The sequence below is a fragment of the Streptomyces sp. AV19 genome (assembly GCF_015999245.1).
In the GTDB taxonomy this organism is placed as follows: Bacteria; Actinomycetota; Actinomycetes; order Streptomycetales; family Streptomycetaceae; genus Streptomyces.
Genome location: NZ_JAEAMR010000010.1, coordinates 68,183 through 82,297, shown reverse-complemented (window position 1 = coordinate 82,297; position 14,115 = coordinate 68,183). Strand labels below are relative to the sequence as shown.

Genomic DNA, 14,115 nt, shown 5'->3' with positions numbered 1-14,115 from the left:
GGGCCGCAGCCCCGAGAGGGGCCTGGGGGCGCAGGGGGCGAAGCCCCCGCCTCCGCGCCCCGGGGCGGAGACCCGAAAGGGGGTGCAGGGGGCGGAGCCCCCCGCTCACCGCGCGGAGCGCGGTGCCGGCCCCGGGCGGAGCCCGGAAGAAACGGTGAAAGGGCGGGGCGGGGAGAAGCACACCCCCTCGACACCCACCCCCACCCGCGCTACGACACCTACATGTCGAAACGGACCCGCAAGCGCAAATGGCGACTCCGCAAGAACCGCGCCAACCACGGCCGCAGGCCCGCATAACGACGACGCGTCACACCGCCGACTCGGGCCCCGGGACGACCTCGTCCCGGGGCCCGAACAACGCCGTCAACACCAGATGCACCGCCATCGCCGCCATCGGGAACGCCAGCAGCATCCCCTTCGCCCCCAGCCGCAGCGGCGCGTCGAAGACGACGCCCTTGCCGACCGCGCGCGCGTGGGAGACCACGTCCGACGTGGGCCCCAGCCAGATCCCCAGCCGCCAGGCGACCAGCGACCCGAGCAGCCCGCCCACCGCGAGCCCGGTGACCACGCCGACTCCGCCCGCGCGCCGCAGCAGGAAGACGACCGCGGCGGCGACCGCCCCGAAGCCCAGACCGAGCAGCGCGAACGTGCCGTCGGCACCGATCGCCTGCTCCCCCTCCGAGCTCCGCAGGAACACCGCCCTGCCGTCCGAGATCAGCGGCACCCGCGGAGCCAGCCACAGCCACAGGAACCCCAGCAGCACCCCGGTCACGGTCACGACCGCCGCGACGACCGCGGCCGACGGCAGCTCGGCCCGCAGCGCCTGGGAGAGGGTGGGGGCGGGCGGGAGGTCCTCGTGGGAGACGGGAACGGGCCGGTCGTGCGGGGAGGGCGTCAGCGGTGCGGTCACCCAGCCATCGTGCCAGGTCGCGCCCGCGGAACGCCCATCGCGGCGCGTCAGCCGCCTCACCGCACCGCGGCCCGGCGGTAGGCCCAGGTCGCCACGGCCAGCGACACCACGCCGACGGCGGCGCACACGCCCAGGTCCGCGGCCGTCAGCAGCCAGTCGGGCCGCGCGTCGAAGGAGCGGGCGAGCGCCTCGACCCCGTAGGTCGAGGGCAGCAGATCACGCGCCCACGCCACCGGCGCGGGCAGGTGCGCGGCCGGCAGCACGCCGAGCAGCAGCGCGGCCGACATGCCCAGCTGGCCGCAGAGCGTCGCCAGTTCGGGCCGCGGCGCGAGCAGCCCGAGCGCGGCGCCGAGCCCGGACAGGGCGGCGCCGGCCAGCGGGATCACCGCGGCCAGCACCCACAGGTGGGCGAGCGGCAGCTTGAACAGCACGCTGCCGACGACGGCCGTGACGACCGTGCCGGGGACGGTGAACGAGGCGTACGCCGCCGCCGCGCCGAGCACCACGGCCGCGGGCGGCACGGGCAGCGTCGCGTAGTGGTCGAGGCCGCCGCTGGCGCGCAGCTGGCCGAAGTACTGGGCGAGCAGGTTCAGCGCGACGAACGCGACGACCAGCACGCTGGACCCGGCCACCACGGCCCGCGCCTCGTCGCCCCCGTCCACCACGCCGCGCATCAGGACCATGATCCCGATGGACTGGAACGTGGCGACGAACAGCAGCGGGATCCGCGCCACCCGGGCGCGGGAGAGCTGCGCGCGGTAGACGGCCGACAGCGCGGGCAGCAGCCGGGCGCGCGGCGCGAGCGGGGCGGCGGCCCCGTCGTGCGGGGGCCGCGCCCGGACCACGCCCCGCGCCCGGACGTTCCCGGGCACCGCCTCGGATACAGCACTCACGCGGCACAACTCCTGTTCGCTACACGGGCCCTTCACGCCTTTACCAGGCCCTCCGCCCGACCGCCCAGCGCCAGGTAGACGTCCTCCAGGCTGGGCGTGGCGAGGGTGAAGTCGTCGAGCGCGGCGAAGGCCGGACCGCCGGTCACGGCCGCGACGGCGGCCCGCGCCCCGGCGGGGTCGAGCCGCAGCGACCAGCGGCGGCCGGTCTCGGTCGCCACGCCGCGCAGGGCGGCGACCTCGGGGACGTCGAGGGGCGGCGCGTCGCGCCAGACGAGCTCGACCCGCACCTCGTCGGCGACGAGTTCCTTGAGTCCCGCGGGGGTGTCGCAGGCGATGATCCGGCCGCTCTCCAGCACGGCGACCCGGTCGAGGACGGTCTCGGCCTCGATGACGTTGTGGGTGACGAGCAGCACCGTCGTCCCGCGCTCGGCGCGGCGCCGGTCCACGGCGGCCCACACGGCGCGGCGGGCGACGGGGTCCATGCCCGTGGTCGGCTCGTCGAGGACGAGGACGGGGCGCTCACCGACGAGGGCGGTGGCGAAGCAGGCGAGGCGGCGCTGGCCGCCGGAGAGTTTCTTCAGCGGCCGGCCGGCGATCGGGGCGAGCCCCAGCTCGTCGAGGACGGCGTCCCGTTCGGCGCGGGCCGCGCGCAGCGTCAGCCCGCGCAGCCGGCCGGTGGTCTCGGCGGCGAGGGCCACGGTCAGCTCGTCGAGCGCACTGGACTCCTGGCCGAGGTAGCCGACGAGGCGGGCGGCGCGGTCGGGGTGGCGCACGAGGTCGTGTCCGAGCAGGTCGACGCTGCCGGCGTCGGGCCGGAGCAGCCCGGTGAGCTGCCGCACGAGCGTGGTCTTCCCCGCCCCGTTGGGCCCGAGCAGCCCGAAGATCTCGGCGCGGCGGACGTCGAGGTCGATGCCGTCACTGGCGCGGACCTCCGCGCTGCCGCGGGTCGGGGTGTAGGTCTTGACGAGCCCGCGCACGGCGCACACGACGTCGTCCGCCCGCCCCCGGGAGCCGCCCCGCTCCGCCTGTCTCGCGCCCATCTCCACGAGCTATGAGGGTACGCGCAGGGGCGCCCGCGACTTGCGCCGGGGTGGGGCGGGTCTTCTCCCCGGCCCGCCCTTTCACCATTTCCCGGGGCAGGCCCGGCCCCGAACCGCGCTCCGCGCGGTGGGCGGGGGCTCCGCCCCGGGTCCCGGGCTCGGCTCCGCCGCGCGCAGAGCGGGTTTCGCCCCCTGCGCCCCTGGGCCCCGCTTCGGGGCTTCGCCCCCTGGCCCGACCTGAGCCGCGCCTTGGCCCCGGAACCGGGGGCTCCGCCCCCTGCCCCCCGAAACCGCGCTCCGCGCGGTTGTCCTCAAACGCCGGACGGGCTGAATTGCGCGCCCGAGCACACGGGGTCCGGGGCGGAGCCCCGCAAGGGGGCCAGGGGCGGAGCCCCGGTGGGGGCGCAGGGGGCGAAGCCCCCGCCCCCACCGCGCGAAGCGCGGTAAGCGGGCCGAGGGGCGCAGCCCCGGAAGAAACGGTGAAAGGGCGGGCCGGGGGCAAACCCCCTCAATCCCCCGCCGGCGCATGCTCCGCCGCCGTCCGCGCATCGATCTCCCGCCAGAACCCGGCCCGAATCGCGTACCGATCCCGCTCGTCGATCTGATCGTCCTTGTGCGCGAGCAACCCGAACCGCGCCGCGTACCGCAGCAATTCACCGTCGATCCGGTGCGGGATCCGCGGATACTCCGTGGACAGGTGCTGCAACTCCCCGGAGTCCGTGATCCGCTCCGTCCAGCGCCGGGCGAAGACCTGCCCGACCTCGAAGGGGTCGCCACCCACCGTGGTGATGTCCTCCTCCCGGTCGGCCCACCGCTGCTCGGCACTGGTGAGCTGCGCGAGCGTCGGCAGCGCCGCGGCCTCCGGCGTCTCGCCGAGCCCGTTGGGCCCCGAGGCCCGGTCGACCAGCCCCTTGTCGGACGACCAGCGCAGCGTCGCGTTGGGGTTCCCGACCGCCGGCGCGGGAACGGAGGCGCCGGGCCCCTTGCCGAGGACCGCGAGGTCCTTGGGCGTGGGCACGGACCGCCCCCCGGCCCCGTCGGACCGTTCGCCGCCGGAGACGGACGCCACCGGCCGCGTCCCGTTGCGCGAGGGCTCGCCCGGCTCCGCCGACGCGGAGCCGGACCGCTCCGAGCCCCCCGTCTCCGGCAGCGGCGCGGACAGGATCGCGGCGATCTCGGGCTCGGGCGCCGGCGGCGGGGCGCAGGGCCCGGTGAGCTCCCGGGCCCGGACGGCCCGGGTGATCCAGGTGCGGTCCAGGACCCGCCGTTCGTCCGCCTCGGCGACGAGGTCCTCGGACTGGTTGTAGTCGCCGTCCGCGGCCTGGACGGCCCAGAGGTGGACGGCGACGCCGTGCTCCTTGGCGGACATCAGCCCGGGCAGCAGGTCGCCGTCGCCGGTCACCAGCACGATGTCCGAACAGGCCCGGTTCCGGGCGAGTTCGGTGAGTTCGGCGTGCATCGCCGCGTCCACGCCCTTCTGCGCCCAGCGGCCGTCGGTGCGGGTGAGGGCACCGAGCCTGACGGTGACGCGGGGCATGACACGGAGCCTGCGGTGCTCGGGCTGGGGCACCCGGTCGGGGGCGCCGTCGAACCAGTAGATACGCAGCAGCGGCCGCTGGGTGTCGCCCTCGGCGCGCTCGCGCAGACCCTGGATGAGGGTCGCGTGGTCGACGGTGATGCGTGACCGGGCTGGTTCCCCGGCCAGCAGGCTCGCGGCGGCGCCCAGCAGATACCCGGCGTCCACCAGGACGACGCAGCGGTCCACGGTGCACCTTCTTCCGTATGTCCAGCTTGTCCAGATGTGCGGTCGCCCCCGGCACGACAGTGCCCCTGTTGTCGCATGACTTTCCCAGGAGTCTGCCCGACCGCGCGGGGGTTATCAGTCCGAACTGGATCATCGGCGTGGCGGATACGGGGTGCGACCGAGAAGCACCCCCATCACCCTTGGATATGCACCGAAATGCACGTTTCTTCAGACCATGCGAGGGTGTGGAACGGGGACCACCCGGGGGGCATCCTTGAGTGGAGGAACACCAGTCATGGCCAAGAACAAGAAGCAGGACCGGAGTCAGCAGCAGAAGGGCGGCGCGACGGAGCGCAGCCAGGAGCAGGCGCAGAAATCGGCCATGGAGGCCCAGTCGAGCCGTGTGACCCCGGCCGACCTCGCACAGAAGAGCCGCCAGAAGCGCTTCGGTCACAACTGACCGACACGACCGACCGGCACGACCGACCGGCACAACTGACCGGCGTCCGGAAGCGCGTGAGGGCGCGCCCGCACAAAGCGGGCGCGCCCTCACTCACATACGACGGCCTCAGCCCGCCAGACAGGACGGCCCGAGCAGTTGCTTCAGATCGCCGAAGAGCGCCGGGTCCGGCGTGACCCGGTGCCGGTCCAGGCGGAGCACCGTCGTCTTGCGCGGCCCCTGGAGCTTGATCCGCACCTCGGTGGAGCCCCGGTGGTGGGTGAGCACCTGTCCGAGGCGCTCCACCATCGGCGGGGTGACCTTGACCGTGGGGATGGTGATGACGACGGGCGCGTTGCTGCCCGCGTTGGACAGGTCGGGGACCATCAGCTCCATGGCGACCAGCCGCGGGATGTCCTCGCGCTTGTCGAGCCGGCCCTTGACGAAGACGACGGCGTCCTCGACGAGCTGGGTGGAGACCAGCTGGTAGGTGGCCGGGAAGAACATGCAGTCGATGGAGCCGGCCAGGTCCTCCACGGTGGCGATGGCCCAGGCGTTGCCCTGCTTGGTCATCTTGCGCTGGAGGCCGGAGATGATGCCGCCGATGGTGACGATCGCGCCGTCGGAGTAGTCGCCGCCGGTGAGCTGGCTGATCCCGGCGTCGGCCTTGTCGTTGAGGACGTGCTCGATGCCGAAGAGCGGGTGGTCGGAGACGTAGAGGCCGAGCATCTCCCGCTCCTGGGCGAGGAGATAGGACTTCTCCCACTCGACGTCGGAGAACTCCACGTCCAGCCCGAAGCCGGGCTCGCTGCTGTCCTCCTCGCCCATCCCGCCGAAGAGGTCGAACTGCCCCTCGGCCTCCTTGCGCTTGACCGCCACCACGTTGTCGATCATCGGCTCGTAGTGCGCGGTGAGGCCCTTGCGGGTGTGCCCCATCTCGTCGAAGGCGCCGGCCTTGATCAGCGATTCGACGGTGCGCTTGTTGCAGACGACGGCCTCGACCTTGTCCAGGAAGTCGGGGAAGGTGGTGTACTTCCCCTTGGACTTGCGGCACTTGATGATCGAGTCGACGACGTTCTGGCCGACGTTGCGCACGGCCGTGAGGCCGAAGAGGATCACGTCGTCGCCCTGCGCGGCGAAGTTGGACTCCGACTCGTTGACGTTCGGCGGGAGCACCTTGATGCCCATGCGGCGGCACTCGTTGAGGTACGTCGCCGACTTGTCCTTGTCGTCCTTGACGGAGGTCAGCAGCGCGGCCATGTACTCGGCCGGGTGGTTGGCCTTGAGGTAGGCGGTCCAGTAGGAGACCAGTCCGTACGCGGCCGAGTGGGCCTTGTTGAACGCGTAGCCGGCGAAGGGGACCAGCACGTCCCAGAGCGCCTGGATGGCCTCGTCGGAGAAGCCCTTCTTCTTCGCGCCCTCCTTGAAGAAGACGAAGTTCTTCGCCAGCTCGTCGGGCTTCTTCTTGCCCATGACGCGGCGGAGGATGTCGGCCTCGCCGAGCGAGTAACCGGCGACGATCTGGGCGGCCTTCTGCACCTGCTCCTGGTAGACGATCAGACCGTAGGTGACGCCGAGGACCTCTTCGAGGGGCTCCTTCAGCTCCGGGTGGATCGGCGTGATGTCCTGCTGCCCGTTCTTGCGCAGCGCGTAGTTCGTGTGCGAGTTCATGCCCATCGGGCCCGGCCGGTACAGGGCGGACACGGCGGAGATGTCTTCGAAGTTGTCGGGCTTCATCAGCCGCAGCAGGGACCGCATGGGCCCGCCGTCGAACTGGAAGACGCCGAGGGTGTCACCGCGCTGGAGCAGCTCGAAGGTCGTCGGGTCGTCGAGCGGGAGGGACAGGAGGTCGATGTCGATCCCCTTGTTGGCCTTCACCATCTTGACGGCGTCGTCCATGATCGTGAGGTTGCGCAGGCCGAGGAAGTCCATCTTCAGCAGGCCGAGCGACTCACAGCTCGGGTAGTCCCACTGCGTGATGGTCACGCCGTCGGAGTGCCGGACCCAGACCGGGACGTGGTCGGTGATCGTCTCGCTGGACATGATCACGCCGGCCGCGTGCACGCCCATCTGCCGGACCAGGCCCTCGACGCCCATGGCGGTGTCGATGACCTTCTTCACATCCGGCTCGTTCTCGTACATCCCGCGCACCTCGCCCGCCTCGCTGTAGCGCGGGTGCTGGGGGTCGGTGATGCCGGAGAGCGGGATGCCCTTGCCGAGGACGTCGGCGGGCATCGCCTTGGTGATGCGGTCGCCCATGGCGTACGGGTAGCCGAGGACGCGCGCGGAGTCCTTGATCGCGTTCTTGGCCTTGATGGTGCCGTACGTGCCGATCATGGCGACCTTGTCGGCGCCGTACTTCTCGGTGACGTACCGGATCACCTCGGCGCGCCGGCGCTCGTCGAAGTCGATGTCGACATCGGGCATGGAGATGCGCTCGGGGTTGAGGAACCGCTCGAAGATCAGGCCGTGCGGGATCGGGTCGAGGTCGGTGATGCCCATGGCGTACGCGACGATCGAGCCGGCCGCGGAGCCCCGTCCCGGGCCCACGGCGATGCCCTGCTTCTTGGCCCACATGATGAAGTCGGCGACCACGAGGAAGTAGCCCGGGAAGCCCATCGAGATGATGGTGTCCATCTCGTACTCGACCTGCTTCATGCGGTCCTCGGGGATGCCGCCGGGGAAGCGGCGGTGCATGCCCCGCATGGTCTCCTCGCGGAACCAGGTGACCTCGGTGTAGCCCTCGGGGATGTCGAACTTGGGCATGAGGTTCCTGGCCGTGAACATGCCCTCGATGTTGATCTGCTCCGCGACCAGGCGGGTGTTCGCACAGCCCTCCTGCCAGGCGTCCGAGGAGTCGATGGCGTACATCTCCTCGGTCGACTTCAGGTAGTAGCCGGTGCCGTCGAACTTGAAGCGGTCGGGGTCCGAGAGGTTCTTGCCGGTCTGGATGCACAGCAGCGCGTCGTGGGCGGTGGCCTCGTGCGCGTACGTGTAGTGGGAGTCGTTGGTGACCAGCGGCGGGATGCCGAGCTTCTTGCCGATCTCCAGCAGGCCGTCGCGGACCCGGCGTTCGATCTCGATGCCGTGGTCCATCAGCTCCAGGAAGTACCGGCCCTCACCGAAGATGTCCTTGTAGTCACTGGCCGCCTGCACGGCCTCGTCGAACTGGCCGAGCCGCAGCCGGGTCTGCACCTCGCCGGACGGGCAGCCGGTGGAGGCGATCAGGCCCTCGGACCACTGGGAGATCGTCTCCTTGTCCATCCGCGGCCACTTGGTCAGCCAGCCCTCGGCGTAGGCGTCGGAGGACAGCCGGAAGAGGTTGTGCAGACCGGTGACGTCGGCCGCCCAGATCGTCTTGTGCGTGTAGCCACCCGAACCGGACACGTCATCGCGCTTCTGGTGCGGCTGTCCCCACTGGATGCGCCGCTTGTTGCGCCGCGACTCGGGCGCCACGTACGCCTCGATGCCGATGATCGGCGTGATCTCCGCCTTCTTGGCCTGGTGGAAGAAGTCGTAGGCGCCGTGCAGATTGCCGTGGTCGGACATGGCGATGTGGGTCATGCCCATGTCCTTGCAGGCGCTGAACATGTCCTTGAGCCGCGCGGCACCGTCCAGCAGCGAGTACTGGGTGTGGACGTGCAGGTGCGTGAAGGGCGGCTTGCTCACGGTGAGTGACCTCCGGCGGGCGGGTTCGGGGCGTGGGACGGCAGCTTCGAAGGTTACCGGCCGCGCCCCGGGAGGCGGCCGGGCACCGATGGGCACACACACCAAGAGCGACGACGCGCATGCGCATTCGATATCGTCGATACCGAAACGGCCTTTAGTCGCCGTTTATGACCACCCGTGCCAGACTCGGTCCTCATGGACATATCGGCGGCACGACTGCGGGCTCTGCGCGCGGCGCTGTTCACGGCGCTCTGCGTGGTGCTGTCCGCGTCCTCCCATGTGCTGCTGTCCGGCCGGCCGCTCCCCCCGCCGGCCGTCGCCGCCGTCACGGCCGCCGTCTTCGGCCTCGCGTACGCGCTGGCCGGCCGCGAGCGGCGGTACGGGTCCATCGCCGCCCTCCTCGTCCCGCTGGAGCTGGCCGCCGGTGCGGTCCTCACCACGGGGCAGGACACCTGTTACGGCGCCGACGGGCGTCCCCTGCCGGGCGCCCTCACCCTGATCTGCGGTGGCGGCGGCATGGGCGGCCCCCTGGCCTCCCTCGGCTCCGGCACCGGCCCCTGGCTGGTGCTCGGCGGGCACGTCGCGACCGGTCTGCTGGCCGCGGCCTGGCTGAGCCGCGGCGAGGCCGCGCTCGGCCGGCTGCTGCGCGCGGCCGCCACGGCGGCCTTCCGCCCGCTGCGGCTGCTCGTCGCGGCGCTCGCCCCGGCCGCGGCCGACGGGCTCGCGCCCGTACGGCCCGTACGCCGCGCGGTCCCGGCCCGGCGCGGGCCGCCGCTCCTCCACTCCGTCGTCCGGCGCGGGCCCCCGGGTCTCACCGTCCCCGCCTGACCCTGAAGACCCACCAGCACGGAGAAGCACCACCATGAGCAAGCGCAACACCTGGGAGAACAAGCAGTCGGCCCGCGAGCGCCTGAAGGCCGAGCGCGAGCGCGAGGCCAAGAAGGCGAAGACCCGCCGCCAGCTGATCGTCGGCGGTTCGCTCGTCGGCGTCCTGGCCGTCGCGGCCGGCATAGCCGTGGCCGTGACCCAGATGGGCGGCAACGGCAAGAACGCCGCCTGGGAGGCCGCCGCCAAGAAGACCCTCGTCAAGCCGGCCAACACCACCGGCGAGAACGGCACCGAGATCGTCGTCGGCGACAAGAAGGCCGAGCACACCCTGGAGATCTACCAGGACATGCGCTGCCCGATCTGCTCCGTCTTCGAGCAGAACGTCGGCCCGACGGTCGAGAAGGACGTCAAGGACGGCAAGTTCAAGGTCTCGTACCACATCGGCGCCTTCCTCGACCGGAACCTCGGCGGCACCGGTGCCAAGAACGCCCTCAGCGCCGTGGGCGCCGCGCTGAACGTCAGCCCGGAGGCGTTCGTCGAGTACAACAAGGCGCTCTACGCCAAGGAGAACCACCCGGAGGAGACCAAGGACGCCTTCGCGAAGGACGACACCCTGCTGAAGATCGCGCAGCAGGTCCCGGCCCTCAAGGGCAACAAGGACTTCGAGAAGAACGTCAAGGACGGCACCTTCGACAAGTGGGCCCTGGAGATGTCCGACGCGTTCGACAAGAACAAGGACATCACCGGCACCCCGACCGTCAAGCTGGACGGCAAGAAGCTGACCGCCGAGGGGAGCGAGAATCCCCCGATGACCGGCGACCAGTTCACGTCGGCGGTGAACGCGCGGCTCAAGTGACCCCTCCGGACCGGACGCCCGTCCCCCGAGCGATGCCGCTTGGTGATGCCGAATCTTGACACGACAATTACGGCGTGTCATGGCACACTTCCCGGTTATGAAGGGGACGGGAGTTCGGTTGCGGGCGCTGCGCGCCGGGCTGTTCACCGCATTGTGCGTGACCCTGTCCGCCGCCTCCCACGTCCTGCTCACCCGGATGCCGCTGCCGGTGTCCACCGTCGCCGTGCTGTCGGCCGTGTTCTTCGCGGTCTCCTACGCGCTGGCCGGCCGTGAGCGGGGCTTCTGGCACATAGCCGCGCTGCTGGTCCCGCTGGAACTGGCCGCGGACACCGTCTTCACCACCGGCCAGCACGCCTGTTACGGCGCGGCGGGCGGCCCGGTCGCCGGCCCGCTGCGCTCCATGGGCATAGACCTCGTCTGCCGCGGCGGCGAGGTCGGCACCCCGCTGGCCCGCATGGCCGCGGGCCGCGACACCGCCGGGATGCTGGACTCGGCGCTCCCCTGGCTGCTGCTCGCCGGTCATGTGGCCGTCGGCCTGCTGGCCGCCGCCTGGCTGCGCCGCGGCGAGGTGGCCCTGGCCCGGCTGCTGCGCGCCGTGGCCTCCTTCGCGTTCCGCCCGCTGCTGCTGGTGACCGCCGTGCTCGGCGCGGCCCCGCGGCCCGGCGGGCCGCTCGTGCGCCCGCGCGGCGTCCTTCCCGCGCCCGCGCTCCCCCTGCTCGTGCACTCCGTCGTACGGCGCGGACCTCCTCAGGCCCTCACCGCCTGAGCGAAAGGTTCCCTCACCCGTACACGACCCGGAGAAGACATCATGAGCAACCGGAACAACGCACAGAACAAGCAGGCCGCCCGCGAGCGGCTGCGCGCCGAGCGCGAGCGCCAGGCCAAGAAGGACAAGACCCGCCGCCAGTTGATGGTCGCGGGCTCCCTCGTCGTCGTCCTCGCCGTCGCGGGCGGCGTCGCCTACGCGGTGACGCAGATGAACAAGACCGAGGACGGCCCGTGGAAGGCCGCCGCGAGCAAGCCGCTCGTGAAGCCGGCCGGCACCTCGGGCAAGGACGGCACCGAGCTCGTCATCGGCGACAAGAACGCCAAGGAGACGCTCACCGTCTACGAGGACCCGCGCTGCCCGATCTGCTCCGTCTTCGAGCAGAATTCCGGCCAGAAGCTGCGTCAGGACGTCAAGGAGGGCCGTTACAAGGTCCGTTACGTGCTGGCCAGCTTCATCGACGACAACCCCGCCGCCAAGGGCACCGGCTCGAGGAACGCCGTGAGCGCCCTGGGCGCGGCGTTCGACGTGAGCCCGGAGGCGTTCGCGGACTACAAGGAGGCGCTGTTCTCCAAGCGCAACCACCCCGAGGAGACGGACGACGCCTTCGCCGACGACAAGAAGCTCCTCGACATAGCCCAGCAGGTCCCCGCGCTCAAGAACAACAAGGACTTCGAGAAGAACGTCAAGGACGGCACCTTCGACCGCTGGGCGCTGGAGATCGGCAAGCTCATGGGCAAGGACGGGGTGAAGGGCACCCCGGCCCTCATGCACAACAAGAAGCAGCTGACCGTGCCGGGCACGGAGAACCCCCCGATCATGGAGCAGCAGTTCAACGCCACGATCGACGCGGAGTTCGGCGCGAAGAAGAAGTAACGGGCCGTCAGGGGGACGGCCCGCAGGGGCCGTTCCCCCACCCGCTCATCACCCGCCCCGCATTACCCGGGCATTACCAAAGCGTTAAGGTAATCGCCCGTGAACCCCCGCATATCCCGCCGCACTCTCGTCACGTCCGCAGCGGCCGGCGCAGCGCTGCTGAGCGCGTCCCCGGCGTCCCCGGCCCGCGCCGACGGCAGTGCCCGCCCCGCCTTCCTCCACGGCGTCGCCTCCGGCGACCCGCTGCCCGACGGCGTCCTGCTGTGGACGCGAGTCACTCCCGTCCCGGAGGCCGGCCCGGGCTCGGGACGCGGTCCCGACGTGCCGGTGACCTGGGAGGTGGCCGAGGACGCCGCCTTCGGCCGGGTCGTCGCCACCGGCACGGTCACCGCGACCGCCGCCTCCGACCACACCGTCAAGGCCGACGTCCGCGGCCTGCGCCCGGCCACCGGCTACTTCTACCGCTTCACGGCCGACGGCACAGTCTCCCCCACCGCCCGCACCCGCACCGCCCCGGCCCCCGACGCGGCACCGGACGGCCTGCGCTTCGGCGTCGTCTCCTGCGCCAACTGGGAGTCGGGCCACTTCTCCGCCTACCGCCACCTCGCGGCCCGGCGCGACCTGGACGCGGTGCTGCACCTCGGCGACTACATCTACGAGTACAAGTCGGGCGAATACCCGGCCGCCAAATACGTCGTGCGCAAGCACGAGCCCGAGCACGAGATCGTCACGCTCGCCGACTACCGCGTCCGGCACGGCCGTTACAAGACCGACCCCGACCTCCAGGCGCTGCACCACGCGCTGCCGATGGTCGCCATCTGGGACGACCACGAGTTCGCCGACAACGCCTGGCCGGGCGGGGCCGGCAACCACACGCCCGGTACCGAGGGCGACTGGACGGCCCGCATGGCCGCCGCCAAGCAGGCGTACTTCGAGTGGATGCCCGTGCGGCCCTCCGTCGCCGGCACCACCTACCGGCGGCTGCGCTTCGGCCGCCTCGCCGACCTGCACCTGCTGGACCTGCGGTCCTTCCGCTCGCAGCAGGTCAAGTCCGGCAGCGGCACGGTCGACGACGCGTCGCGGACGCTGACCGGGCGGGCCCAGCTGGACTGGCTCAAGGAGGGACTGACCGCCTCCGACACCACCTGGCGGTTCGTCGGCAACCCCGTGATGATGGCCCCGGTCGCCTTCGGCGCGATGCCGGCTCACCTGCTCCGGCCGCTCGCCAAGCTGCTGGGGCTCCCCGGGGAGGGCATCACCGTCAACTCCGACCAGTGGGACGGCTACACGCACGACCGGCACGAGCTGCTGGAGCACCTCACCGGGCGGGGCATCCGCAACACGGTCTTCCTGACCGGGGACATCCACATGGCCTGGGCCAACGACGTGCCGGCGAAGGCCGCGACGTACCCGCTGTTCTCCGGCTCCGTCGCCACCGAGTTCGTCGTCACCTCGGTGACCGCCGACAACCTCGACGACACGCTGCATGTCCTGCCGCACACGGTCTCCCTGCCGGCGGCCACCGCCATCAAGGCCGCGAACCGGCATGTGAAGTGGGTCGACATGGACTCGCACGGCTACGGCGTCCTGGACGTGACCGCGGAGCGGGCGCAGATGGACTACTACGTCCTGGCCGACAAGCGGGACCCGAAGTCGGCCGCGTCGTGGGCACGTTCGTACCGGACGAAGTCCGGGACGCAGCGGGTGGAACGAACGAAGTCGCCGGTGCGGTAGGGCTCTTGGGCCTTTCCTCCACCCCACCCCGCCCCTTCCCGGAACCGGGGCGGAGCCCCGGGCCCCACTGCGCGACTCCGCCCGCGCGGACCGGGGGCTTCGCCCCCTGGACCCCTGAAACCGCGCTGCGCGCGGTTGTCCTCAAACGCCGGACGGGCTGGGTTTCACGCCCGCACCGGATATCGCCCGCGCGGATATTGCCCGCACCGGACATCCGGCCCGGGCGCGCACTTCAGCCCGTCCGGCGTTTGAGGACGAGCGGCGAAGCCGCGATGCGGGGTCCGGGGCGGAGCCCCGAAGGGGGGGCCAGGGGGCGAAGCCCCCGGGAGCGGACGCGAGGACGCAGCCCCGCATCAGGCC

Annotated in this window: 11 protein-coding genes; 6 read left to right on the top strand and 5 right to left on the bottom strand. The window is 71.7% G+C overall.

Going from position 1 to position 14,115, the window contains the following annotated elements; genetic code table 11:
* Positions 1-307: 307 nt before the first annotated feature.
* The 4 genes from I5Q34_RS18695 to I5Q34_RS18680 form a co-directional block, all read right to left on the bottom strand.
* Positions 308-910, bottom strand: a complete 603-nt coding sequence (locus I5Q34_RS18695) for an ABC transporter permease (protein WP_374193042.1) — start codon at positions 908-910, stop codon at positions 308-310.
* Positions 911-966: 56 nt separating this feature from the next.
* On the bottom strand, positions 967-1,782 hold the full coding sequence (locus I5Q34_RS18690) for an ABC transporter permease (RefSeq protein ID WP_374193050.1): 816 nt from the start codon (positions 1,780-1,782) through the stop codon (positions 967-969).
* Positions 1,783-1,835: 53 nt separating this feature from the next.
* Entirely contained in the window at positions 1,836-2,789 is a 954-nt protein-coding gene (locus tag I5Q34_RS18685) for an ABC transporter ATP-binding protein (protein WP_277965498.1), read from the bottom strand.
* 562 nt (positions 2,790-3,351) lie between these two features.
* Positions 3,352-4,608, bottom strand: coding sequence for an NYN domain-containing protein (locus I5Q34_RS18680; RefSeq protein WP_199893472.1), 1,257 nt, complete (start codon positions 4,606-4,608; stop codon positions 3,352-3,354).
* A 274-nt stretch (positions 4,609-4,882) separates the two neighbouring features.
* Here I5Q34_RS18680 and I5Q34_RS18675 point away from each other — a divergent pair, with 274 nt between their 5' ends.
* A complete protein-coding gene (locus tag I5Q34_RS18675) occupies positions 4,883-5,047 on the top strand; it encodes a hypothetical protein (protein ID WP_199893471.1) in 165 nt (54 codons plus the stop codon).
* Between the two features lie 108 nt (positions 5,048-5,155).
* Here the strand turns inward: I5Q34_RS18675 and dnaE are convergent, their stop codons facing one another.
* On the bottom strand, positions 5,156-8,695 hold the full coding sequence (gene dnaE, locus I5Q34_RS18670) for a DNA polymerase III subunit alpha (protein ID WP_199893470.1): 3,540 nt from the start codon (positions 8,693-8,695) through the stop codon (positions 5,156-5,158).
* Between the two features lie 195 nt (positions 8,696-8,890).
* Here dnaE and I5Q34_RS18665 point away from each other — a divergent pair, with 195 nt between their 5' ends.
* The 5 genes from I5Q34_RS18665 to I5Q34_RS18645 all read left to right on the top strand — a co-directional run bounded on the left by I5Q34_RS18665 (position 8,891) and on the right by I5Q34_RS18645 (position 13,755).
* Positions 8,891-9,523 carry a hypothetical protein gene (locus I5Q34_RS18665; RefSeq protein ID WP_199893469.1) on the top strand — a complete coding sequence of 211 codons (633 nt, stop codon included), beginning with the start codon at positions 8,891-8,893 and terminating at the stop codon, positions 9,521-9,523.
* A gap of 34 nt (positions 9,524-9,557) precedes the next feature.
* Positions 9,558-10,379, top strand: a complete 822-nt coding sequence (locus I5Q34_RS18660) for a thioredoxin domain-containing protein (protein WP_199893468.1) — start codon at positions 9,558-9,560, stop codon at positions 10,377-10,379.
* Positions 10,380-10,476: 97 nt separating this feature from the next.
* On the top strand, positions 10,477-11,145 hold the full coding sequence (locus tag I5Q34_RS18655; protein WP_199893467.1) for a hypothetical protein: 669 nt from the start codon (positions 10,477-10,479) through the stop codon (positions 11,143-11,145).
* A gap of 42 nt (positions 11,146-11,187) precedes the next feature.
* Complete coding sequence (locus tag I5Q34_RS18650; RefSeq protein WP_199893466.1) at positions 11,188-12,021, top strand: thioredoxin domain-containing protein; 834 nt, start codon at positions 11,188-11,190, stop codon at positions 12,019-12,021.
* A gap of 99 nt (positions 12,022-12,120) precedes the next feature.
* Positions 12,121-13,755 carry an alkaline phosphatase gene (locus I5Q34_RS18645; RefSeq protein ID WP_199893465.1) on the top strand — a complete coding sequence of 545 codons (1,635 nt, stop codon included), beginning with the start codon at positions 12,121-12,123 and terminating at the stop codon, positions 13,753-13,755.
* Positions 13,756-14,115 lie beyond the last annotated feature (360 nt).

What these genes read in the sequence shown, in the direction of transcription:
- I5Q34_RS18675 (WP_199893471.1), top strand. Translation starts at nt 4,883, where the DNA reads ATGGCCAAGAACAAGAAGCAGGACCGGAGTCAGCAGCAGAAGGGCGGC.
- I5Q34_RS18665 (WP_199893469.1), top strand. Translation starts at nt 8,891, where the DNA reads ATGGACATATCGGCGGCACGACTGCGGGCTCTGCGCGCGGCGCTGTTC.
- I5Q34_RS18660 (WP_199893468.1), top strand. Translation starts at nt 9,558, where the DNA reads ATGAGCAAGCGCAACACCTGGGAGAACAAGCAGTCGGCCCGCGAGCGC.
- I5Q34_RS18655 (WP_199893467.1), top strand. Translation starts at nt 10,477, where the DNA reads ATGAAGGGGACGGGAGTTCGGTTGCGGGCGCTGCGCGCCGGGCTGTTC.
- I5Q34_RS18650 (WP_199893466.1), top strand. Translation starts at nt 11,188, where the DNA reads ATGAGCAACCGGAACAACGCACAGAACAAGCAGGCCGCCCGCGAGCGG.